13 protein-coding genes, 1 pseudogene and 1 other annotated feature are annotated in these 22,999 nt (G+C 63.1%); of the genes and pseudogenes, 3 read left to right on the top strand and 11 right to left on the bottom strand.

What is annotated here, in order from left to right:
• Positions 1 to 93: 93 nt before the first annotated feature.
• On the bottom strand, positions 94 to 4,251 hold the full coding sequence (locus Bequi_RS11750; protein ID WP_249738124.1) for an SNF2-related protein: 4,158 nt from the start codon (positions 4,249 to 4,251) through the stop codon (positions 94 to 96).
• Between the two features lie 224 nt (positions 4,252 to 4,475).
• Between Bequi_RS11750 and Bequi_RS11755 the strand changes: the two genes are divergently transcribed.
• Positions 4,476 to 5,123, top strand: coding sequence for a DUF6642 family protein (locus Bequi_RS11755; protein ID WP_249738125.1), 648 nt, complete (start codon positions 4,476 to 4,478; stop codon positions 5,121 to 5,123).
• Between the two features lie 63 nt (positions 5,124 to 5,186).
• On the opposite strand, the gene brxL is transcribed toward Bequi_RS11755, so the two are convergent.
• The 9 genes from brxL to Bequi_RS11805 form a co-directional block, all read right to left on the bottom strand.
• On the bottom strand, positions 5,187 to 7,301 hold the full coding sequence (gene brxL, locus Bequi_RS11760) for a BREX system Lon protease-like protein BrxL (protein ID WP_249738126.1): 2,115 nt from the start codon (positions 7,299 to 7,301) through the stop codon (positions 5,187 to 5,189).
• Between the two features lie 14 nt (positions 7,302 to 7,315).
• Positions 7,316 to 9,811 carry a BREX-1 system phosphatase PglZ type A gene (gene pglZ / locus Bequi_RS11765; protein WP_249738127.1) on the bottom strand — a complete coding sequence of 832 codons (2,496 nt, stop codon included), beginning with the start codon at positions 9,809 to 9,811 and terminating at the stop codon, positions 7,316 to 7,318.
• Entirely contained in the window at positions 9,808 to 10,854 is a 1,047-nt protein-coding gene (locus Bequi_RS11770) for a PDDEXK nuclease domain-containing protein (RefSeq protein WP_249738128.1), read from the bottom strand. The genes pglZ and Bequi_RS11770 overlap by 4 nt, the downstream gene beginning before the upstream one ends.
• Entirely contained in the window at positions 10,847 to 14,362 is a 3,516-nt protein-coding gene (gene pglX, locus Bequi_RS11775; protein WP_249738129.1) for a BREX-1 system adenine-specific DNA-methyltransferase PglX, read from the bottom strand. Before pglX ends, Bequi_RS11770 begins: the two co-directional genes overlap by 8 nt.
• A 12-nt stretch (positions 14,363 to 14,374) precedes the next feature.
• Positions 14,375 to 17,896 carry a BREX system P-loop protein BrxC gene (gene brxC, locus Bequi_RS11780; protein WP_249738141.1) on the bottom strand — a complete coding sequence of 1,174 codons (3,522 nt, stop codon included), beginning with the start codon at positions 17,894 to 17,896 and terminating at the stop codon, positions 14,375 to 14,377.
• A gap of 5 nt (positions 17,897 to 17,901) precedes the next feature.
• Positions 17,902 to 18,501 (bottom strand): DUF1788 domain-containing protein, encoded by a 600-nt coding sequence (locus tag Bequi_RS11785; RefSeq protein WP_249738130.1) that lies wholly within the window; start codon positions 18,499 to 18,501, stop codon positions 17,902 to 17,904.
• Positions 18,498 to 19,118, bottom strand: a complete 621-nt coding sequence (locus Bequi_RS11790; protein ID WP_249738131.1) for a DUF1819 family protein — start codon at positions 19,116 to 19,118, stop codon at positions 18,498 to 18,500. The genes Bequi_RS11785 and Bequi_RS11790 overlap by 4 nt, the downstream gene beginning before the upstream one ends.
• Before the next feature lie 1,101 nt (positions 19,119 to 20,219).
• The gene (locus tag Bequi_RS11800; RefSeq protein WP_249738132.1) at positions 20,220 to 20,954 is read right to left on the bottom strand and encodes a class I SAM-dependent methyltransferase; all 735 of its coding nucleotides are present in this window, start codon (positions 20,952 to 20,954) and stop codon (positions 20,220 to 20,222) included.
• A gap of 10 nt (positions 20,955 to 20,964) precedes the next feature.
• Complete coding sequence (locus Bequi_RS11805) at positions 20,965 to 21,564, bottom strand: hypothetical protein (RefSeq protein ID WP_249738133.1); 600 nt, start codon at positions 21,562 to 21,564, stop codon at positions 20,965 to 20,967.
• Between the two features lie 407 nt (positions 21,565 to 21,971).
• Here Bequi_RS11805 and Bequi_RS11815 point away from each other — a divergent pair, with 407 nt between their 5' ends.
• Together Bequi_RS11815 and Bequi_RS11820 are read left to right on the top strand one after the other, a co-directional pair.
• Positions 21,972 to 22,289 (top strand): transposase, encoded by a 318-nt coding sequence (locus Bequi_RS11815; RefSeq protein ID WP_249738134.1) that lies wholly within the window; start codon positions 21,972 to 21,974, stop codon positions 22,287 to 22,289.
• Positions 22,250 to 22,378 (top strand) — a sequence feature (AL1L pseudoknot). (Overlaps the previous gene by 40 nt.)
• Positions 22,292 to 22,897, top strand: a complete 606-nt coding sequence (locus Bequi_RS11820; protein ID WP_249738135.1) for an IS3 family transposase — start codon at positions 22,292 to 22,294, stop codon at positions 22,895 to 22,897. It overlaps the preceding feature by 87 nt.
• On the opposite strand, the pseudogene Bequi_RS14455 reads toward Bequi_RS11820, so the two are convergent.
• A pseudogene (locus Bequi_RS14455) lies at positions 22,884 to 22,999 on the bottom strand (IS30 family transposase); the annotation flags it as partial. The gene Bequi_RS11820 and the pseudogene Bequi_RS14455 overlap by 14 nt on opposite strands.

The following is a 22,999-nucleotide window of genomic DNA, read 5'->3' on the forward strand; positions in this document are numbered from 1 at the left end:
GGGGACAAGGACATTGGGCCCGGGGGAAGCGTGTGAGGGGCCGACGGGGGAGGGCCGACGGGCCGACCCCGCCGCTTCCCGTCCGGCCCCCCATCACCGCACCGCCGACGACCCCGGCAGGATCCCTCCCTCGAGCATCCGCGCGAACGCCCCCTCCGTCACGATCGGGATGCCATACGTGCGCGCCTTCGCGGCCTTGCCCGACAGGGAGTCGGGATCGCCCGCGACGACGAGCTTGGTCTTCTTGGTGACGCCACCGGGGTCGAGCCCGAGGCGGCGAGCGTCGGCCTCCCACTGCTCGCGGTCGCGCTGCATGGAGCCGGTGAAGACGATGCGGTCGCCCGGCTCGAGGGTGATGCCTGCGGTGCGGATGCTCTCACGGCCTGGGGTGATGCCTTGGGCGCGGTTCGACTCGGCCCGGCTCAGCGCCCGGTCGATATCGGAGTCGGTGAGGCCGAGCGCGGCCGCCGTGCGGTCCATCTCCTCGCGCTCCTCATCGGTGACCACGCCATCGGCGAGGACGACCTCGGCCAGGGCGTCGAGGTAGGAGGCGTGCAGCTCGAGCGCCTGATCGCGGGAGAGGCCGAGCTCTGAGGCAAGCGAGACCAGCTCCTCCTTCTCGTGGTGGCTGAGCACGCCATCGAGCAGGGCGCGCTCGAGGACGGCCAGATACGACTCCGCGTTCAGTCCGGCGGCGCGCGGGATGGAGGATGTCATCCGCTCGAGCCAACCGGCCGGGGCCACAGATCGGGCCTGCTCGCGGTGCAGCAGGGCCACCCCATCGCCCGCAACGCCCAGCGCCGGCCAGGTGAAGCGCTGCGCGTCCTCGAGGATCTCCTGCCACGGGAGAGGAGAACCGTCGAGCAGACCCAGGTAGTGCCTGAGGAGTGCGGCAGTCGCGCGGGCGTCACCTCCGGCGGAGTGAGCGTCCCTCAGATCGATCCCCGCCGCGCCGCAGCAGTCGACGAGTTTGCGTGAGGGAGCCTCCAAGAAGGTGCCCGACCAGTGCATCGTGCACAAGCTCGGCAGAGGCTCGAGGGGAACGCGGCCGGCGCGGGTCAGCTCGGCGCTCAGGAAGCGCATATCGAAGGGGGCGTTGTGTGCGACGAGCACGCGACCATCGGCGGCTGCCGCAAGGCGGGGAAGGATCTCGTGGAACGAGGGCGCGGCGGCGACGTCGCTCGCGGTGATGCCGTGGATGTGGGAGTTCGGAATGTCCCGGCCCGGGTTCAGGAGCGTGGACCACTCGTCCTCGATCTCCCCGGTGGGGGAGACCTGCACGACGCCGAGCTCGAGCACGCGGTGGTGGCGACCCGGAGAGAGACCCGTGGTCTCGAGGTCGATCACGGTGTACCCCGACCCTCGGGAAGATGCGGAGGTGCTGCTGACCGCGGCCCGGCGCCCGTGGCGCGGAGCGGCATCGGCCGAGGGCGCGGGCGACGGCTCGACGGGTTCTGCAGAAGCCGAGGCCTCCGACACGGACTCGACCGTCGGCGCGGAAGCAGGAGGCACCGCAATCGGCGTACTGGAGTCCTCCGCCGATACCTGGTCGGCGGCACCATCGCCGGGTGAGGGGTCGGCGCCGGCGAGACCGAGACGCTTGCGCTCCTCGGCGACGAGAGTCTTCTGCAGGCTGATCTCGTCGGTCTGGATGGCAGAGCCGTGGCCGTCCTTCGTGGCCGACTCGCGTGCGTAGTCGTCGAACACGGCGGTCTTCTGCGCGAGGAGCTCGACGATGCGGGAGTCCACACCCTCTACGGAGAGCAGCCGGTGCACCTGCACGGAGCGCTGCTGGCCCATCCGGTAGGCGCGCGCGATGGCCTGCACCTCGAGGGAGGGCTTGATCTGGGGCTCGCAGATGACGACGACGGACGCGGACTGAATGTTCAGGCCCTCGCCGCCGGCTTCGATCTGGCTGACGAGGACTGCACCCCCGGGCTGGGAGCTGAATTCGTCGACCAGCATCTGGCGTTGCTCGGGGCTGACGGAGCCGGTCAGCGGGCCGAAAACCGGGCCGGGCAGGAGCCCGACGAGAGAGTCCAGAGCTGCGCGGAAGTACGAGAAGACGAGGACCTTGCGATCGTTCTGGATGGCCTCTTCGCAGATGTCGATGAGCTGCTCGATCTTCAGGGAGCGCAGGCCTCCGCGCATCGCCGCCTGACGCATCCCCATGAAGTTCCCGCTCGCGACGGCGCTCTCGTAGTGCTGACGGTCGACGTCGGAGAACTCGACCCAGTCCTCGACCTCCACGAGATCAGGCAGCTCGCGCAGGACGTCCTCCTGGTTCCTGCGCAGATAGGCCGGAGCGATGTGCCGACGGAAGGCCGCGGGAAGAAGGCCCTCGGCGGAGCGCGCGAGATCAGGGTTCATGTACCCGAGCAGAGTGCGGAACTCCTCGAGCCGGTTCTCCAGTGGGGTGCCGGTCATGAGGATGGCGTGCTCAGCTCGGCCGATCTGACTCTGCGCGGCCTTCGTGCGCTGGGCGGCGGGATTCTTGATCTTGTGCGCCTCATCGACCACGACGGTGTGCAGCGTGGTGAACTCACCGTTGCGCAGCAGCGCACCGAGGGTCGCGAAGGTCGTGATGCCGACGCCGCCCGTGGCCTGCCACTGCCGCACCGCCTCATCGCGCCCGGGACCGTGGAGCCGGAACGCAGGCAGCTGCGTCTTCGAGCCGATTTCGCGCATCCAGTTGGTGAGCACGGACGCAGGGCAGATCACGAGCGTGCGGTCCTGCCCTTGCTTGTGGAGGTGGGTGATCGCGGCGAGCGCCTCGACGGTCTTGCCGAGTCCCATCTCGTCACCGATGATGACGCGCTTCTGCAGGAGCGCGAAGCGGGCGGCGAACTGCTGGTAGCGCCGCAGGCTCGGCAGCGTGAGCAGGGTGGTGTCGAGGTCGACGTCCTCGATGAGGCGGATGAGCGGCTCGGGAAGATCGCCGTGGGTGTTCGTGACGATCCGCTTCTCAAAGCCCATCGCGCTGAGCTGGGCGACGTAGAGCGCGGTGTTCTCCGCGAGGTCCTGAGTGGGATCAGCGGAGAGACGCGCACGGGCGGTCTCGTCGAGGTGTTCGCCGCGGTGGTTCCGCTCTATCCGATCGGCGATGTCGATGAGCCGCTGAGCTGCGCCGCGCGCAACTCCCCCACTGCCCGCGATGATGAGCGAGGGGGAGGACCCGAGTTCGGGAGCGAAGAGGTCCCGGGGGTCTGTTCTCGAGGCGGAAGGCATTGGTACGGCACCGAGCTCGTGAGCAAAGTGGAGATCCTCGGCATCGTCGCGGTGGATCAGTTCGAGGCGCTGTACATCATGGAGCAGGGCGGCCAGATGCTGGATCGCCGGATCCTCCAGGCGAGTGAGGTCGATCTGGGCCTGCTCACGTGCCCGGGCCTGGAGTCCCTGGGCCTCGCGAATGAGTGTGGTCGCCATGGCGTTGCTGATGCCGTTGATGGTGCCGAGTCTGTGCGTGCCGGTGGCGAGGATGTCCGCGACGGTGCGGATCCCTGCGCCGGCCAGCGCGCTCGTGGGGAAGCGCCCAGTGATCTGGCTGCGGAAGTGGTCCATGTCGATGTCGGCGAGGGCGCGCTGCGTATCGGCGACCAGGACGGCTCGGGCCGCCAGATCCGCTGCGGCGGTGGCATCTTCCGTGCGTACTTCGGCGCTCAGCAGAGTGATCAGGGCAGAGCGGATGCGGAGGGTGAGCTCAGACGAAAGCGCGACTACGGCATGCGTGCGCGTGGGGCTTGCGACCTCGATGGTGCGGCACAGCTCGGCGGCGCTAGCGGGGCGGGAGACGGGAACCTCGAAGGGGAGCTGCAAGGCGCGGGCAGCGTCGGGGTGCTGCGACGTCGCGATCTCGTTCTGGAGGAAGGTGAGGGCGGCCGCTTGGACCTGGGCATGAGGGCGCCCGCCGAGGATGCGATCGAGGAATCCTCGTGGCTTCGGCTCTGCGTCACTGATCGCGGTGGGGAGGGACGTGCGCATCGCCTCCATCCATACGGCGGATTCGGGCGTGGGGCTGGGCTGTGCCTGATCACGGCGCAGCGCGGCGACGCCTGACTCATCCTCGGGGGTGAGGAAGCTCCAGGTGAAGTCCGACGGAGAGCGGGGACTCCCTGGGGGGAGGAGTGCTTCGGCTGCGCGCTGGGCCTTCTGCGTGATCGCGTGACGATCGCTCAGCACACGTTCGATGCGTTCATGGAGCGTTCGTGCTTGCGCGATGAGCTGCTGGGCGACGTCGGTGTCGGGTTCCACGGGGGTCCTTCGGGAGATGAATGCGAGGGCGCGCCTCTACGGGTCGCCTGTTGGAAGCGCTGGGCCAGCCGAATCCGGCCCAGCGCCGGGGCTCTCCGAGAGTACGGGAGGGGTAGGACTATTCGACGCCGTCAGCGACGGTGAGGCGAGTTGCTCCTGATGAGACATAATGGCCCGAACCCAGATGGACCTTTGACCTCCCCCTTCAGAACGGATGAGCGCCCATGAACAGCACCGATCGGGAACTCCCCGGCATCTTCTGCCTGGAGGGCGAGTGGAGCGATGACCTGCAGAGCCGGCTCAGCGTGCGCCCGCTGCTGGAGCTCCTCGAGAGCCTCGAGATCGCGCAGTCGATCCACAGGGATGTCGCGACGGTAGGAGACTTCGGGTACTACCTGGACAAGTGGCAGGAAGACAGGTACCAGAACTTCGGAATCCTCTACCTCGCAATGCACGGAGATCGAGAGACCATCCACCTCGGCGGCGATGAGGTCACTCTCGCAGAGCTGGGGGAAGCCCTGAAGGGCCTCTGCGCCGGCCGGGTCATCTATTTCGGTTCCTGCTCGACGATGAAGGCGGGCGACAAGGAGCTCATGGAGTTCGCGAAGATGACCAAGGCCCGCGCGGTCGTCGGGTACCGACGTGTGGTCGATTGGACCGAGGTCGCCCCGTTCGAGCTGGTGCTCCTCCAGGAGCTGGCCACGCGGGTCAGGTCCACCGCCATCTTCCGTAGCCTCAGCGACAACCACCCCGTGATGGCGAAGAAGCTCGGTCTGGTCGTGGCGACGAAGAGCGGGGTCCAGAAGGTCGCTCTGCGCGAACGTCTGGGAGGTGAGACCGACAAATCGGGGCGGCGCGACGGCCAGCTCTGAATGCTTGATTCAAGGATGGCCGACGGGAATACTGGCGAGCGGCAGGGCGCGGCCCGATACTGTTCACCCCTCCTTGATGTAAGTGATGCCGAATGCGAATACTTGGCGGAACTCCTGGCGGCGGGAGCCGAGGTCGAACTGGCCGCCGGAGCCCTTCTGGAAGATGTCGAGACCACGTCCCAGAACGAGCTTCCAGCCGTGGTTCGTGCGGATCGATCGGTCGTGGATGGTTTCGTCCCACATGACGGTGAACTTGATACCGACGGCTGCGGTGCTGTCCTGGATGTCCCGGAGCATGAGGAGGTGCTGCTGTGCGTATTCGCTGCGGTCTTCCTTGGTCACCAGCGTTACCGCGATCTCGTCGGCAGGGTCTTTTGCCGCTGCCAGCAGAGCCAACAGGTCAACGAGGTTGCGTCCCTGGTGCGGTAGCCGGATGTAGGGGTCAACGATGGTGATGCTGGTGGCATCGCGCAGGTAGGGCATGAGCAGCGTTTCGTACGACACCCCACGCTGGTTCTCCTGGAACTCGCGGTGCCCTTCGAACAAGGACGCCGCCACCTCGGGAGCAACTGGAGTCGCAACTGCGACCTCTGCTTGCGCGGACCCAGGCTCCGCCGACGACCCTACTTTCCCCTTGGCCTCGAGATGGCGAGCCTCGTAGTGGTCGGGATACTCGTCCTCTTCCAGTGTGGTGACTCCACTCCAGGTGCCTGATTTGTCGGAGTAGCCGAAGTTGACGGCGGCCATTGTGGTGTCGATCCGAAGAATCTGGTCCTTGACGCGCTTACGTCCTTCGACGGCGAAGCGCAGCAGTTCCTCGATCTCCTCTTGCGTGGCCTCGCCGCCTGGGTAGATGAGCTTCATCAGGCCGGAGAAGGTCTTGTGGATGCCGTCGCGGTCTCGTGTGGAGATGTCTGAGCCGAGCGTGAAGTGCGGCTGGTAGCGGTCGGAGTAGTCGGTGTTCCGCATGGATCGCAGCACTTCGGCGATGTAGTCGACGACGAAGCCGTACCCGGAGGAGAACATCTCGCTGCGGATCGTGTCTACCTCCCAGCCGGGGATGTAGAAGTGGAGCCGGTCGAGGTAGGCGGAGTCGTGATAGGCCTCCGGTAGCTCGTCGAACAGGTCAGAGTGCTTGAGCATGTAGGGCACGTTGTGCGAGGTGTTGCCCACGAACACCATCGACGCTTCAGCTCCGAGTGTCTCGACGCCGCGGGAGAATGACTTGTTCGCCATGTAGTTCTTCATGATGTCGACGAGCGCCTTGTCGGTGCGCTTCTTCTTGCCGGCGAACTCGTCGAAGGCCACCACGTCCCAGTAGCCGACAAGGCCGATGCGACCGTTGGCGTTGTTCACGAAGAGCTTCGGAACGGTGACCTCGCCACCGGAGATCAGCATGCCGTGGGGTGAGAACTCGGAGTAGATGTGTGACTTGCCGGTGCCCTTCGGTCCCAGCTCGACCAGGTTGTAGTTCCGCTCGACGAACGGGATGAGACGGACGAGTTGCAGCAGCTTGGCCCGTCGTCCGAACATCTCAGGGTTGAACCCGATGGACTGGATCAGCAGATCGATCCACTCTTCGGTGTTGAACCCCTTGCGCGACGCGAGGTAGCCCTCGTAGTCGAAGCTCGACATCTGGATGGGCTTCAGGCTCCCCAGAATCCAGGGCACGACGCGGGCGTCGTCGCTGTGGAAGTACTCGATGTCGCAGATGCACCAGACGCCGCCGACCAGCAGCTTTGGGTTCGCCTTCACTGTTGCAGGTTCGACGATGACGCCGGTGAGCCCGAGGTTGGCGAACGAGGCCTGGTACACGTCCTGCTTGTCGTTCAGCGTCACGATCACCTTGTCGATGATCCGGTGGCGACCCTTCTCACGGATGGTGGACTTCACCAGTTCCGACTCGTTGCGGTGCACGTAGTGATCGGCGAGAATCTTGCGCACCGCATCGATACCGGCCTGGATCGTTGCCTCGTCGTCGGAGGCGGCGTATTGGCCAAGCAGGTACTCCAACACGTAGGAGGGGACGATCGCGTTGCCCTTGACGGCCTTCACGAGGTCTTTGCGGACGACGGAGCCACCGAACAGCAGGTTGATTTTGTAGTCAAGATCGCTCTGCTGCGGTGTGGCTGACTCGGTGTTGCGTTCCTCGCCGGAGTGGCTCTCGGTGTCCGTCATGGCTGCTGCTTCCTCTAGAAATCGAAGTCCGATGTGAACGAGCGCTTGAGCAGGTACTGAGCCCGCTGGTAGACGCGCCACTGGGTGGTGTTGGGTATCTGCTCTTCGAGCCGGAACTCGACCGTGCGGTTGTTGAACTCGTTGGCGTCCTGGCTGAGGAGCATCCGTGCACTCTGGTAGCGGTCGCGCTTGTCATCGGAGGGTTGGTCGAAGAGCAGCTCGGGCTGATTCGAGATCAGGGTCTCGCCGACGTAGAGGCCGCCGCGTAGCGTGCGAGCCTGGACCTTCTCGCCAACCGGCTCGGACTGGAAGAGCTTCACGACGAGCTGGCCGGTGGTGATCTTGTCCGTCTCGGGCAGCACCTCGACGTTGACGGGCCGAGTGTCGCTCTTGCGCTTCTTGTTGACGGTGAGCACCGGCACGACGATTTCCTGGAGCGCGGCACCGCCGTGAACGAACCGGGAGCCCGCGCCCGGCAGCTTGAGTCGATGGATCGACTTGGGAAGCTGCACCTCAAGGTCGCTGCTGAGCCCGAGCTGTTCAGGCTCGAACTTTCGGAACGCGGGATCATCCTTGAGCCCTCGGCCGAGCACGTACCGGCGGTTCGTCACGACAAGTTCGTCGCCCTGCGGCTTGGTCGAGAGGTAGGAGGCGTCGGCAAGCGCGGTGTCCTGGTAGAGGAAGCCGTGGTCGGCGGTCACGAGGATATTCGTGGCGTTCGCATTGGTGAGGCGTTTGATGAGGTCGACCAGTTCGCGCAGCGCGTCGTTGGCGGCCTCGAACACCTGACGTTCGGTGCGGGCCTTGTCGCCTGCGGCGTCGATCCGGTCGTGGTACACGTACAGCACTTGGTGCGCTCCGTAGAGTTCGCGCAGCTCGCCGCGCGGCATCGCGAGAACGTCCTCAGCCTGGATCGCGAACCCGTCCACCGGAGCCAGCACCTTGTTGCGGTTCGCCGTCCCGTCGGAACGCTGGCTGTCGACGAGCACCGGGTCACCATCGCGTGAGTGGGCAAGCGTCTTGTGCGGAAGCAGGGCGGCCATGCCGAGTTGGGTATAGCTCGGTAGCACGCCGAGCATCGCGTCGAGCTCCGCGTCGAAGCGGTCTTCCTGACGGATACGTGAACCCAGTTCGTCGGCGACCTCGTAGCGCAGCGCATCAGAGATGATGACGACGGCCTTCCGGCTGCCCTTTCTGATGATGGGCTTGACGTGATCGGTGAAGAACCTTGCCTGCGGGCGGAGTGCGACTGATCGCCAGTCAGACACGGCATCGACCTGCTGCTGCCAGGCGTTGCCTAGCTCGTAGAGGTATCGGTTCGCGTAGTGCTTCTCCACCTCGACCCGGAGCGCTTCGAGCGGGCCTGCATACTCGGTTGTGCGGGCGGCAAAGTGAAACTGTCGGTACAGCTGGTCGATGCGGAACCAGTGCTTGCGGTACCGGTCGAGTCCGTCATCGAACGACGCGATCTCGAACCTCGCAGTCGCGAGATCACTCAACAGGTCAGAGGCAGCGGCGAGCGCCGCGTAGAGTTCCCGGTAGCCATCAACCCAGACGCTGCTCTGTCGAGAACGGATGACCTCGGACACCTCGCGTGCGCTCATTGTCCGCTCGACGATCGCGTGCACCAGCGCGCTGATGATCTTGCGCTCCACGTCCTCGAAAAGATCGTTTCCCACAAGCTCAGCCAGTTCGGCATCCTCGATGGTGTTGGCGTAGTCGAGACTTTCAGCTGCGCGCCGAGCCAACGTGGCGAGCGCATCGGCGCTGCGTCGGTCGTTGCGCAGACTCGAGAAGTCAAGCTGGATATTGCGCAGGGCTCCGGGCGTGTCGGACGCAAACCCGTTGATCGCCTGGCGGAACATCCACAGCACGAAGTCATCGACGCTGGGCTCACTTGCTTCGTAGCCGTAAATCTTGGCAACACCGGCCCAGTGGAAGCCATCGAGACCCTGCTCGACCAGCGCGGCGTACTTGGTGTGCGCGCCCCGCGCGTTCTCGATCAGCAACGCACGCGTGAGCTCCAGCATGCTGTGCTCGCGCTGGCCAAGCACCACTGCTGACATCTTCGCTCGCAACCTGTCGGCGTCATCGTTGGTCGCGAGGAGGGATTTGAGGCTCTGGACTCGCTTGACGGCTCGGAAGAACTTCTCGTGCTCTCGCACCACCTCGTCGATCCCGCTACCGCTGAGACCAAGGTCTTGGCTCACGAGCGCGGTCCGGTCAGCGGTGAAGACCCCATAGGCCAACTCAAGATCAAGCAACCAGTTGCCAATGCCCGGAGGCACAGGAGCGCCTCGGTACAGGAGAAACTTGCCCACCGGCTCGTCGTGGAGCACTCGGCTCTTCAACGCGTACTCGTTGTTCTCCACTCGCACAGTGGTCACACCCTTGAGATCAAGCGCGTCGAGCTCGACGGCGTACTCGCCGTCAGCGTCGTGCCAGAACACCAGGCGCTCTGACTCGAACCTCTGCTCCAAGTATGGCAGGACAGCACTGAGCGAACTCATTCCGCGTCCTCCCGTTCTGAGGAAGCTTCGAGCTCGCGACTTGCGACGCGCTCGGCTGCTGCCTCATAAACCTGCTGGATTCGGGCCTGAAGCTCAGCTTTCGGCGGCAGCGCCGTCCAGTACTCCGCCACCGCGATTCCGTCCTTATGCATCTCCAGTAGTTCGATCTGCTCGCGGCTCGCCGCAGTGCAGAGAATCAGGCCGATCGGCGGTTCCTCTCCCTCCCTGCGTTCGTGGCGGTCGAGCCACTTCAGATAGAGCTTCATCTGGCCCTCGTAAGCGGCCTTGAACTTGCCGATCTTCAGTTCGACGGCGACGAGGCGTCGCAGAGGCCGACTGAAGAAGAGCAGGTCGAGATGGTAGTCATCGTCGTCAATGATCATTCGCTTCTGTCGTTCGACGAAGGCGAAGCCGTTCCCCGCTTCGAGCAGGAATGCCTCCATGTCCCGGATGATCGCGGCTTCAAGGTCGCGTTCGAGGAACGTGTCTTCCAGGCCGAGGAAGTCCAGCAGGTAGGGGTCGCGAAACACATCTCGCGGGACAGCGCTCTCGCCAACGATTTGCGCGTTGGCGATCTCGCGGCGCTCGTAGCCCTTCCGCGCGATTAGTTGCCGCAGGCCGCGGACGCTCAGCCCCTGGCTCACGGCCTCCTGCACGTAGAAGGCTCTGGCCTCGGGGGTCTTCAGGGGAAGCAGCGCCCGGAAATGCGTCCAGCTCAATTGTCGTCCCAGCGAGACGACAATCTGCTCGTCCGGGAACTGCTGGGCAAACTGGATCATGCGGCGGAGGTTCTTCTCCTCGTACGAGCGCCCGTACTGCTCCACTAACTGTCGTCCCAGCGACACGACAATCTGCTCCCCGTAGGCGGCTCGCTCCGAGCCGAGCAGCTCCTCGCCAACGAGGCGGCCGAGCCGCCAGAAGGTCAGCGTCAGGGCCAGGTTGGCTTGACGAGCAGCCGCAGCCTGCCCCTTCTCGATCACCTCTAAGGCGCGAGCGAGCAAGTCTCGCTCTGCCTCCCCGCTGCTTCGAGCGATCTCAGTCATCGGTCGCGTCCAAACTTGCGATCTTCTTGAGGGCCGGGTAGAACTTCGGGTAGTTGGCCTTCACCCCGTCATCGAGGTCGATGGCGATCTGCTGAGACGCCAGCGGGTAGAGCACGTCATGTTCGTACTCGCTGAGTTCCACCAGCACCTTGCGGAGCCGCTCGGCTTCCTTCAGCGCCGCTGCCTTCTCGCGAGGCGTACCCTCCCCGGCGGCGAGACGCTCCTGGTGCTGGAGGTTCGCCTCCAGCTTCGACTCGAACTCACGCAGGTACTCGTTCAGCACCGTTGAGACCGTGGACGGCGTGTAGCGGTGCATGTAGATCAGCGCGTTGAACGATCCCTTCGGGCTGGAGAACAGCCAGTAGATCGGGCGCTTCTTGTACCGCTGGACGTGATCCTTGTAGAACGCCTTCACGAAGTAGTCACGTAGACTCCTCACGCCGAGCGATTCGGTGACGCAGCGTAGGTTCTCCTCGAAGTGCCGCTCACCAAACGTCGTGCGTAGGAATCGGCGGAAACGTTCGACGATGTCGTCCTCGAACCAATCGCCATCCACGATCGGGATCACGTTGTCCTCGTCCGGGGTGAACGTCGGTGAGGATATCTGCGCGAGGTAGTCCTGTACCGTCGTCCCCTGGTCGGCGAGGATGAGCCCCGGGCGGTCAAGGCTATACCTACCGAACATGCAGCCGACCGCGAACGAAACCAGATCAACAACGAGTTCGCGCCGAGCCGCACGTTCGGGATCATCGGCAGTCGCGAATGCGTATTCCGCGTTGCCGAGGAGCGTAATACTGGAACGCGCCACGGACGCGGTACCCTCGCTCGCCTCGCCTAAGGCCTCACCAATGGCGTCTTGGATTTGCTGCTCGATCGAAAGAAGGTTTGCAGTACGCTGCTGCCCCAGCGAACGACAGCGATCAATCCACGACTCCAGCGTGCCTGGGCTAAATTCGGACGGAAGAGCAGTGAATCCTGGCGCGGTCTCCTGCGTCAGCCAGTCTTCTCTGGCGATCTCGATCGCGTCAGTGGCCCGACGCTCAATTTGCTGAGGATCGACGTTCGGAAGTGGAAGCCGAGCAAAGTCACCTGCCTTGAAGTGATGAGTCGGGTTCAGAAGGTCCGCGAACTCTGACCCGTACTTGGTGTTGACAAGGGCCAGCGCCGCAAACATTGCCTCTCGCTCGGAGCGCGGGTACGCGCACAGGCCGGTTGCGTCGAAGAGAAATCCTGGCGGGTAGTACCGCAGAGCAAGACCACGACTCGTGATTGAGGACCACGAGACGGCTTCCCTGAAGATGAACTCAAGGTTGAAATTGTGCGCCCATACACGCGAGCCACTCGGGTGGAGGGTCGTCTGGAGCTCGGCTCCGTCGTTGTACCAGTCGACGACGAACTCATCGTGACCATACCAACGCCTTGGACCGCCTCCCTTGTTGTAGGGGAACCAGCGTTTTTTGCTCTCCTTCCCGGATTCACGGCTCTCTGCCCACCGGTTCGTGGCAGACGCTGCGACTTCCCACCAGAAGCGCAGGTATCGAGCATTGTTCCCCGTAGCCATCCCCTCCCTGGGGTTGAGCACGTCTCCCAGATGCGGACCTGAGGCAAGAGCTTTGAGCCCCGCCTCTGACATCCAGTAACAAACTGGAGCGCCAGGGATCGCGAGAAAATCGCTGAGCCTACGACGGAACACCCTGCGCGATGCCGTGATGGCTCCAAGCAGCGCGAGCTCCTTCGCCGCCTCATTCTCACCATCGACGAGCCGGGCGAACCAACACTCTCGACCCGAGTCGTGAAGTCTCAAGACGAACGCCGCAGTCGAGGCAACTTCGCCGCTCAGGCTGTCGAAAGCCCCGGCTCCAAAGTGAAGAACTTGCTCAAGTTGGTGAGCTGCCAAGAGCTTGCTGCGAAGCGCAGCGAAGGCCGGGCGAAAGAGCCAGTTTTGTTTTGCGATCATCGAGACGATGCCGCCGCGAACGGCGAGCGTCTGCGCTCTTTGGATGAAGGTCGCGAAGAGATCGGCTTTGGCGTCAGGCATAATGCGCTGGATAAAGTCCTCTAGGAGACCGGCCATGTTGGATGAGCCCATGTACGGAGGGTTCGCGACCACGACAAGATGCCGTTGGCTCAGGTACTCAGCTTGATCGATGACGCGCTTGGCCCAGTCGAGCGCGTCGGCGCGAAGTAGGTCGCCGCGGGCGTGGAGCGTGGAGAGGTGGCGTGCGAGCCGTACTGTCAGATAGGGGTCAGGCTCAATGAGCGACCCGAGGGTGTCGGCCTCAGCGAACTGGTTCCAGAACAGTCCCTCTGCGTGCTTGTCGCCATCCTCGGTGACGAGGTAATCCAGCTCGTCAGGGCTGAACGAGATCGGTTCGAGCACGCAGATGTTGGGCTTGACCTGCTTACCAAGAAACGTACGCTGCTTGGCCCGTGCCTTCATCGTAAGTGCGAAAGCTGCGAGGGTACCTGCACGCGGGTCGATCTCGGTGCCGTAGAGGTTGTGGGTAAGGATCAGTTCGGGAATCTCGGAGGGCGCGTAGCCCTCTTCTTCGTAGATCGCGTAGAAGAGGTCGAAGGCGTAGGTGAGCATGTGACCAGAGCCGCAGGCCGGGTCGATGATTCTCAATTCCTCGGGGCTGCTGATCGTGAGGAAGTCTGTCTCCTCGTTAAGAGGGGCGATGTAGTAGTCCATCTGCTCGATGAGCCGAGAGGACGGGTGGTTGAGCATCCAGAGGCGGCCAACGGAGTTCTCTACGAGGTATCGGACGATCCAGTGTGGGGTGAAGAGTTGGGTCGCGGCGGGAATCTCAGCGGCGCCGGCCTTCTTGCCTTTCTTGAACCCGGCAAAGACTTCGTCTTTCCGTTCGGAGATGTAGAACTGGTAGAGCCAGCCGATGACCTCAACGTCGCGGCAGGCTGCTGCTGTGAACGTCGATGCGGCCTTGCTGAGGATGGAGTCTGCGGCGAGAAGGTTGGCGGGGATGAGGAGTTCGGTGTAGTCGCCCTCGCGCTCGAACATGAACGGCATTGAGCGGTTCCAGTAGCGGCAGTACTCGGCGAGTAGCAGGGTGTAGGCCTCACCATGGGCGTCTGTGCTGGGGCGGGTTCCGTCGAGGAGGCCAGTGATGGCGTCGAGGGTGCGCTTGTTGCTGACGACAGCAGGGTCGATGCTGCCCCGCTTGGCGTCGGCGAGTATCTCTGGTTGTCCGGTCTGCTGGCCGTGGGCTGGCGAGACGACCCCGATGCCGGTGTAGCCGTTGGCGTCCATGAAGCGGAGGGCGATGATGCGGTTGAACCAGGTGTAGGCGACCTTGTCGGCGATCGCGTTCTTGCCCTTGGCTCCGCCGCCGGCCGCCGCGATGTCGCGTTCGAGTATGGTCACGGCGCGCTGGTTCTCGACTCGCTCCGGCGATGCGGGTGCGAGCACGGCGGTCAGGCGGGCGCTGACCTGAGTGATGAGTTCGCGTCTGGCCCAGGTGGCGAAGCTCTTCAGCGGTGCGATTTCCATGCGTCTTGTCTCCTACAGCGCGATGCGCTTGTCGTCGTTGAGGGCCTGGATCAGGGCCGTGCGCAGCGCGTCGAGGTAGCGATCGACGTCGTCCTCTGTTTCAAGGACGCCGTGGATTCCTTGAGCGTTGATGCTCTTGACCGAGACAGTCTGCTTCTTGGCCGGTGCAGGGGCGGGTTCATCGCCGCCGTCCGCCTCGGCGCTGCGCGGGGAAGCGGCGAGCTGGTCAAGGATGGCCGGGTAGATGAATTCCTCGAAGGTGTTCGCGATCTCGCGGACGACTGCGATCTGGTCTTCTCGGTCGATCCGGTCGAGGACCGCGCTGACCTTCTGTGTCGCGCCATGCTGCGCTTCGCCGGTTGCTTCGAGATAGATCGTGCTGGTCTGGAGCGGTGCCCATCGGGAGTCGATCTCTAAGAGTGCTTCGTCGCGGTTCGCCGCGAGCGCCTCGTGGATGCGGGCTTGGAGGTCGACGGTGGCGGCCTTGAGCTTGGTCATCCGGTTGCCGCGGAAGGCCTGCGGGTCTGCGAGAAGCTGCGCCACTTCCTGGCTGCTGCCGGAGGGCAGGTAGTTCAGGTTGCTCGCGTTGCTGACGAGCAGCTCGGTTGCCTCGTCGTAAATCTTGCGCTGGGCACCGCCGAGGAATGCCTGGATCGGGTCGATGAGGTCGCTCTTGGCATCGAGTAGATCGTCGGCGATAGCGAAGTCGGTCAGGTACCAGTCGTCGGGTTTGCCAACGACGGACTCCAGCAGCGCGATCGGCGCTTCGAGCTGAGCCACGAATGGGTACTTCGAGCCACTCATTCGCGCCTTGAGTTCCTCGCACTTTGCCCGGAGGCGTTCGCTGGTGTGCCGGGCAAGTTCGAGTGGGTCTTTCGGCACGGCAGGTTCGTCGAAGAAGTCCGTGCAGAACGCGCGCAGTGCCGCAATCTTGCGCTGGTCGAATGTCTTCTGCGGAGCGACGACGGCGTGGAAGTGCTTCTGCGTGTTGCGAAGTGCGGAAGCCACTTCGCTGCGCTTGAGGATGTTCGAGTCGACGGTGAGGGTGATCTTCGAGGTGCCGACCAGCCAGGCTGTGACGCATTCGATGGAGGCCAGGTCCCAGCCGTAAGGTTTGGCCTGGAGGTGTTCGACGATCTTCTTGACCGTGACCTGCTCGCCGAGCCGGCCACGCTGCAGCAGGTACGACAGCACCTCGTCTGCTGGTGCTGCGAGCGCATGGATCGAGTCGTCGTCGATCATTCCGGACTGGTCAGGGTTCGCGAACCCGGCAACCTGCTGCTCGGAGTAGGTGCGCCCGTCAAGGAGGCTCAGTTGGGTGTAGGTCCGGGCGATGAGGTCTTGGAACCCGTCAGTGATCCGCGTGATCGCATCCTGCGACGCCACGGTGAGGTCGGCGGCATTGATCACGAGATCGGCACGTCCAACGGCCCGTCGGATGCGCTCGACAAGTTCCTTCTCCCGCTGAGCGTTCTGAGTCGCCTTGGCGCGCAGAATCTGCTCCTCGACCGGTGACAGCGAGCTGGTCTGCTTGCGCTTGGTGTATTTCTCGGTCTTGATGAGCAGCCGAAGGTCGGCCAGCACCCGATCGTCGGGCGCGAGGATGACACGAAGCTCGTTCTTGCCTGCCGAGTGCATCCGAACCTCTTCCGGACCGTACGGGTACTCGGGCGTGATGAAGTGCAGCGAGAGTTCACGTTGCTGGCCGAATGCCTGGTCGTCGAGCTTGTACCCGAACGGGAAGTCCTGCCCGTTCTTGGCGTAGCGGAGCTTGGAGGTCTTGACGACATCGCCGGACAGAATCTTGTTCAGCCGGGTGGAGACCTCGGAGGAGTCGATCTCGACGTTCTTGATCTCTTCCTCGATCACCTGCTCTTCGTTGGTCAGGTACTCGTAGACGTTGCCGTTGCGCTGCACGTAGGTCTGCGTCTCCAGCAGCGTCAGCGCTTCCTGGACCTGCTTGGACAGCGCTGGCAGATCGAGCCCGAACCGGTCGTAAACCAACACGGTCAGGTTGCGCGGAGTGGCCTGGAAGCTCTCGACGTACTTGACCAGGAAGAGCGCCTTGAGTAGCCGCACCGCGAGCTCGGTGACCGGTGAGCCGCTGTCGGGGAGATCACGCTCGGCGCGGTCGATCGAACGCTGTGCTGCGGACTTCAACGACGCGCGGATGCCAGCGAACATGGCGTCGAAGGTTGCCAGCGACCCGATCTCGACATCGCCGATGTCCTTAGCGACCTGCTGGACGACGCCGAGCATGGAGCGTTCACCGACAGAGCTGTTGCGGCCCTCGAACACGTTGTGATCAGAGATACCCTCGATCGCGGCCTGGAACAGCGGGAATTGATAGCTCACGAACGGGTAGGTGCCGACGAAGTGGGCTTCGTCGGTGAAGTTTCGGTAGGTCTTGGCGCCATCAACGAAGTCGAACAGTGTCTTGAAGTTCGCTGACTCTTGCGCGTAGACCGCGTCGAGCACCTGAGTGCCCTTGTCGTTCTTCTCCAGCAGGCGCTTGCGGATGACTTCTTCCACGTCGGCGGAGGTGAGCTTCACGCGCGTCTTGAACCGGGCCTGAATCTTCGAGAAGTCGTTGCCCTGCTGCTTGGTGCGGTCGCCGACCACCTTGTCCATGTCTTCTTGCGAGGTAACGAACACCCAGGCCCGTCCGCCGCACTTCGTGTTCAGCGACTCGGCGATCGTCTGAAGGTTCAGCATCAGGTGAGTGTTGGAGCCGATGAACTGCCCGACCTCATCGACGAAGAAGTTGAGCCGGTAGCCGGCCGACTGCTTATCCAGCCATGCGCGCACCTCGTCGGCGAAGTCCTCGATCGACACCGAGTAGGTGTCCTGATAGGTCTTCAGGATGTCGGGCACGGTCGCCGCGTCCACCCCAGTGATCTGCGCGTACGCCTCGTTGACCTGACGGCGCACGGTCGGAAGCCCGAAGCTCGGCCGACGCTCAACCCAGTCTCGACCCGACACCGCCAAGAAGGCGTCCTTGAAAGCGACGAGCTGGCCCTCGTCCTCCAACTGTCGCTCGAACCGGGAGATGTGACCCTGATCGCCGTAGTAGCCACGGGACTCGTCGAACACCTTCACGAACACCCGCAGCAGCGCGTCGGTCTGATCCTTGCTGATCAGAGTTGCCTTCTGGTCGATGTTGAACAGAAGACTCTTCGCCGGGATGCGGTCAGCCTTGTCAAGCAACGGCGGCAAGAACGCATCCGTCGCCTTGGCGCGGAAGCTCTCCGAAACACGCGCGCGAGGGAAGTCGTCACCCTCCACATCGCCGAGGAGGTGCGCGAGCATCTTCAAGAGGTGCGACTTACCGGAGCCGAAGAAGCCCGAAATCCACACGCCGTTCGCGTTGGTGTAATTCGTGTACGCCTCCAGCAGCAACTCCAGCCCCTTGGCGGCCTCGTTGGTCAGGACGTACTCGTCGACCTCGGTGCCCAGGTGCGCAACGTCGTCGGCCTTGATGACGCCCTCGATGGGTCGCTGGACGTCCTTGGCGAAAATCTCGGTGAGCTGCATAACGGTCACGGTTCCTGTTCCAGAATGTTCTTGGCGCGGTAATACTGGTCGTCCTTCAACCTGCCGAACAGCACCAGCGATGAGCCGAGAGTGTCGGACTGCTCGTAGCGGCCGGGGAAGAACATGAGCATCGGCCGGCCCACCACAACGCTCTGCAAGTTGTTGAGCACGTTGTGGGATCGGATGTAGGGGAAGACCTCGCCGATCCCGGTCAAGAACACGATGTCGAACTCGCCATCAGCCAGCCGCCCCCGGATCGCGGGAGCCAGGTGCTGCTGCGGGTTGAGCATGGACTGCAACATCTCGGTGAACTCGGCCTTGTCGAGCTCGGGTTCGACCTCAAGCACTTCGTCCCAGTCGCCGCGCTCCTTGAGTACGTCCACCGACAGATCGTAGAGGTTGATCTCGCGTACCTCGATGCCCTTGCCGGCCAGACGGTTCTTGACTCGCTTCTTCGCCTTGGCCACATCAAGCGCGTGCTCCGGCTCGTAGGGATAGATGAAGAACGGGACCTCGTTGGACAAGCCCTCCATCTTCAGGAAGCGCTCGCCACTGAGCACCGCAAACAGATGCTCCTCCTGGCGGGAAAGTTCATGGGGCGTCACAACGAGACCTCCTTGCTGTCACGGGCTGGAAGGTAGCGGAGGTCACTTGGTAACTGAGCGTCGAGTGCGTCCCGGACACGCTCTGATGGCGCCGCGTTGACGATCTCGCCGCCTGCAAGCAGTCCAGCCTCGGTCAGCATGCGGAACACGGTCGACCGCAGTTTCTGCAACGTCGAGTCCTTCACCTCTGCGAGCTCAGGGTGCCACAGTGCCTTCCCACGAACGAAGCTGTCGAAGTCTTCGTAGCCCAAGGTGGGAGTGAGCAGGAGGAAGCGCTCGCGCACGGCCTCTTCCGCGAAGTCGCCGATGAGCGCGTAGCGTCGGCAAGCGGCGACCCACATCAGGTGCCCACGTTCACTGGGGCTAGCGTCTCGCAGCAACTCCAGCTCCGGGTCCGTGAGCGCCGCTAATCGCTGCGCGACCTCGCGCGCCAACCGGAATCCGGAGGAGGCGGTTCGCGCCTGGAGCAAGTTCTCTGAGCGGAGCTGGTCTCGAACCAGACCCCAGTCACGAGCTTCCAGGAAGAGCGGCGCGGCGATCACCGCCTCCCGAGTCAGGAGGGCACCGCTCGTGAAGGACAGGGCGTATCGGTCATGTTCCTGAGACGCGATGCTCATCTGGTGCCTCCTTCCAGTGTCGGGCAGTGGATCAGGATATGGGGTGCCGCCGACAAGTGTCAGCGGCGGCTCGAAGTGAGCGACGCGTTCACCCTGGCGGGGAGGGTTCGGGGTCGGCGGCAGCGCCGCCTCGTCGCCCCCAGCCGTCGATCTCGCTGGCTCTGAACTTCCAGAGGCGTCCGACCTTGTGGGCGGGCATGGCCTTCTCGGCGATCTAGGTGTAGACGGTGTCTTTGGTGACCCCGAGGTGGGCGGCGATGTCGTCTGCGGACACCCACGGCTGAGCCACGCTGGTCCTCCCTCGCTCTATGGCCCAGGCAGGCCAACCCTCACGAGGATACCGGCGGAGGTACGGCTCGAGTTGGGTTTCTCCGGGCCTGGCCGAATGAGTTGGGGTGGCCAGGTGCTCAGCTCCGCTCGAGGCCGACCCGCTGGTGATGTGGCTGGTCATGGCGTGGTTGTCGCCGATCAGGGGATGAATGGATCGGCTCCCGGCCGGCACAATGGGTGGTGTTGAAGCGATTCTTCCGCCGGAGGAGACCCGGTCCGTGACCCACCGTGCGAGTGACTTCGCCCGGATCGTTGGCGGCGCTGCATCGCGGCGAGGCGATCACGATCTGGATCCATCACGACAAGTACCATCGACGCCGCACCACCGCCGGCGACCAGCCCCCGGCCGCACACTCCGCACCTGCGTCGACAACGTCATGTCCGACTACAGCTAGCCCTACGTCACGAGCATGGCGGAGGTGATCAGCAACCGGACCCATCGCCGCCTCGGGTATTTCTCAGCGAAAGAGGAATTCGCTCGTCGCCGCGCCGCGAAGCCCATGTTGCTTCGACGCCTTGACAGCACCGGGCCCATCACTACAACTACCTCCGGCCCCACTCTGCCCGCGGCGACCACCCCCGGGCTCACGGCTCCGCGCCAGCGTCGACAACGCCATTACGAACTAAAGCTTGGCTCTGGCGGTGGTCCGTGGATTAGGAGAAAATAATGGATCTCGAGGGGTGTGCCCCGGGCTTGCACGCTCGGTAGGTAACGCGGAGCGCGGAGCTCTTTCAAAAACCTGTTGCACATATATTTAGGTAGCGGGGTGGTTATCGGGCCTCGACCACGGCCTCCATTCCGATGAATCGCGGGAAGGGGAAAGTGGATACTGTCTCCGGCCCGCGAAGCTCGTCGAGGCGTGTGAGTCGAAGTCCACTGCTCCTGAATGTCTCCAGATATGTCTCAAGGGGTCGATGGATGTGGGTTGTGTTCATTGAGTAATCGAGTGAGCTGGTTTTGAATGGAGCCTGCACTATTAGTTCTTTCGAGTAATTGAATTCGGCGGCGCTCGCGTAGTCCCAGTAAATGGGCCAAAACGCCGGGTGTGTGATGGTTGCTACTAGACGACCCCCGCGTGCGAGCGTTGCTATCGAGGCACACACCTCGTCTAAGTGAAGCGCATCCATAAGGACCATATTCGCGACAACCAGGTCAAAACGAGGATCATGCCGGGAGGCCGCCCAGTTCTCTATTGTTGAAACTTCATAGGTGCCCGTAGGGTCGTTCCGTCGGGCGATCTTCACACTCTCCTCGCTTGGGTCGATCCCGGTTACCGCAGTTGCAAGCTTTCGAAGGCTCTTCGTGAGCCGACCGGTACCGCAGCCCGCATCAAGTACTGTGTTTGCGGAGTTCAGGCGATTGAGGATCCAAGGTTCGAGGACCTCATTGAATGAACGGTCGGCCTCCGCGGCTACTTGCGAGTCCCTTATTGGTGCAATCTTGTCCCACTCGCGATTCAGGTCCTCCTGCGTTTTCCGGGAGAAAAACGTAATCTTTTGCGGCATGAGGAAGACCCTAACTCTGAGTCCGCTTAATGAAGTCGTAAAGGTCCTCAACGAGGTGCAGGGCGGGATTGTCTTTAGCTTGGATGATTTGGATGCGATGCGCGTCTTTGGTTCCGTACCCGATTGCGACACGCGCATCGGACCGACCCGGGTTAATGAGTGTAAATCGGCTGCGAAACCTATTTCCGTCAGTGCCGTAATAATATGCGACGGCGCCCTGGGATGTGAGGGTTTTGCTCAGGCTATTTGGTGCGGGCATCAGGAGATGTAGAGATCCATCTCGCGCTTTATTGATTAGGGCAATTTCGGCTTCATTCTTTACCCAACTCAAGTCATTTGAAGAAATGACACATTGCTCGTTTGTGCTCAAGAGGCGAGTCATGTATTTGAGAATTTTTGCATCCCTCTTTCTCCCTTTAAATGTCCGGGGGAGATCTTGGGCGGTTCCTACTATTTCGCAAACAGCCGAAGCTACTGTCAACACGAGGGCCGCGATCACGATGATTGTGTTGGCGGCGGATGAAAAGACTTCCCGTATGTCACCGGCCAAGAAAACGCCTGCGATGAAAGCGATGAGTAACGTTAGTTGTGTGAGGATGGTCCTGGTCATGCAGCTCACTTTAGCCCACTGCCGGCGATGCTTGAGTGTGGGCAACCGGGTTCGTGTTGCCGGGAGGGGGTCAAGTGGGCGCTTGGTCCTGGAATCGATCGTGTAAGGACGCGAGGCGAATGTTGTGACTCTGTGGCCGATATCTTGCTATCTCCAGGAGTCCGGAGGTGGGCTCTGAGGTCGCCCGCGCCCGTCAGGGCGGGTTCAATCGATCGATGCAACACCGGCTTGATCCAGTGATTCTAGATGCTCGTGGAAGACCTCTGTGGGCGTCTTCTACCCGAGAGGCTTCCCGGGGCGATTGTTCAACGTGTATGCCAGTGCCCGCAGGTCGGCCGCGCTCCAGCGGGACAGGTGTATCGCCCCGGGTTTGGTGGAGGCTCTGATCCCACGGGAGGATGAGAGACATGGCAGCACCGAGGGAGTACCCCGATGAGATTCGGGAGCGAGCAACGAGGATGACTGTGGAGGCCCGGAAGGACCCCGCGACCAGGGCCGGGGCGTTCAAGCGCGTCGGCGAGCACCTTGGGATCCACCCGGAGACTCTGCGAACCCGGGTCCGCCTAGTCCAGATTGATGACGGTCTTCGCCCGGGTACGACGAGCAGCGAGTCCCAGCGCCTGTTGGAGCTGGAGAAGGAGAACCGTGAACTGCGTCGGGCGAATGCGATCCTGAAGTCGGCTTCGGCTTTTTTCGCGGCGGAGCTCGACCGCCCACAGCGCTGATCGTGAAGTTCATCGATCACTACAAGCACGAGTTCGGTATCGAGCCGATCTGCAGAACGCTGACGGACGCGGGAACGCGGATCGCACCGAGCACCTACTACGCATTCAACTCCCGGCAGCCGTCGAAGCGAGCTGTCCGCGAAGCACGTCTGGCTGTCGAAATTCGACGCGTCCATGCGGAGAATTTCGGCGCGTATGGCGCGAGGAGAGTGCATGCTCAGCTCCATCGAGAGGGCATCCCTGTCGCGAGGTGCACGGTCGAGAGACTGATGCGCGCCGAGGGCCTGCGCGGAGTAACTCGCGCGAAGGGCCCGCGGACGACGATCCCTGGCCGTGGCCCGGAATCGCATCCTGACCTGGTGCAGCGGAACTTCTCTGCGACCGCGCCGGACCAGCTGTGGGTCGCGGACATCACCTACTGCCGCACGTTCTCGGGCTGGGTGTATGCCGCGATCGTCGTCGACATGTTCTCCCGCCGGGTCGTCGGCTGGCAGGTGTTGAAGTCTCTGCGGACTGATCTCGCCCTCGATGCCCTGGAGATGGGGATCTGGACGCGACGCTATGCGGGTCGAGAGTTCATCGGCCTCGGTGGCGTCAAGGCGTCGTAGCAACATGGGGTTCGCCGGCGAGGAGGCGGGTGAAGGCTTCTTTCGGTGAGAGGAAGCCGAGTCGGCGGCGGGGCCGGTTGTTGATCTCCTCCGCGATGCTCG

It is taken from the genome of Brachybacterium equifaecis, assembly GCF_023509525.1.
GTDB classification, from domain to species: domain Bacteria; phylum Actinomycetota; class Actinomycetes; order Actinomycetales; family Dermabacteraceae; genus Brachybacterium; species Brachybacterium equifaecis.

Excerpts from the sequence above, each read along its gene's own strand:
- Bequi_RS11755 (WP_249738125.1), top strand. The coding sequence starts at position 4,476 with ATGAACAGCACCGATCGGGAACTCCCCGGCATCTTCTGCCTGGAGGGC.
- brxL (WP_249738126.1), bottom strand. The coding sequence starts at position 7,301 with ATGACGGACACCGAGAGCCACTCCGGCGAGGAACGCAACACCGAGTCA.
- pglZ (WP_249738127.1), bottom strand. The coding sequence starts at position 9,811 with ATGAGTTCGCTCAGTGCTGTCCTGCCATACTTGGAGCAGAGGTTCGAG.
- Bequi_RS11770 (WP_249738128.1), bottom strand. The coding sequence starts at position 10,854 with ATGACTGAGATCGCTCGAAGCAGCGGGGAGGCAGAGCGAGACTTGCTC.
- pglX (WP_249738129.1), bottom strand. The coding sequence starts at position 14,362 with ATGGAAATCGCACCGCTGAAGAGCTTCGCCACCTGGGCCAGACGCGAA.
- brxC (WP_249738141.1), bottom strand. The coding sequence starts at position 17,896 with ATGCAGCTCACCGAGATTTTCGCCAAGGACGTCCAGCGACCCATCGAG.
- Bequi_RS11790 (WP_249738131.1), bottom strand. The coding sequence starts at position 19,118 with ATGAGCATCGCGTCTCAGGAACATGACCGATACGCCCTGTCCTTCACG.
- Bequi_RS11800 (WP_249738132.1), bottom strand. The coding sequence starts at position 20,954 with ATGCCGCAAAAGATTACGTTTTTCTCCCGGAAAACGCAGGAGGACCTG.
- Bequi_RS11805 (WP_249738133.1), bottom strand. The coding sequence starts at position 21,564 with ATGACCAGGACCATCCTCACACAACTAACGTTACTCATCGCTTTCATC.
- Bequi_RS11815 (WP_249738134.1), top strand. The coding sequence starts at position 21,972 with ATGGCAGCACCGAGGGAGTACCCCGATGAGATTCGGGAGCGAGCAACG.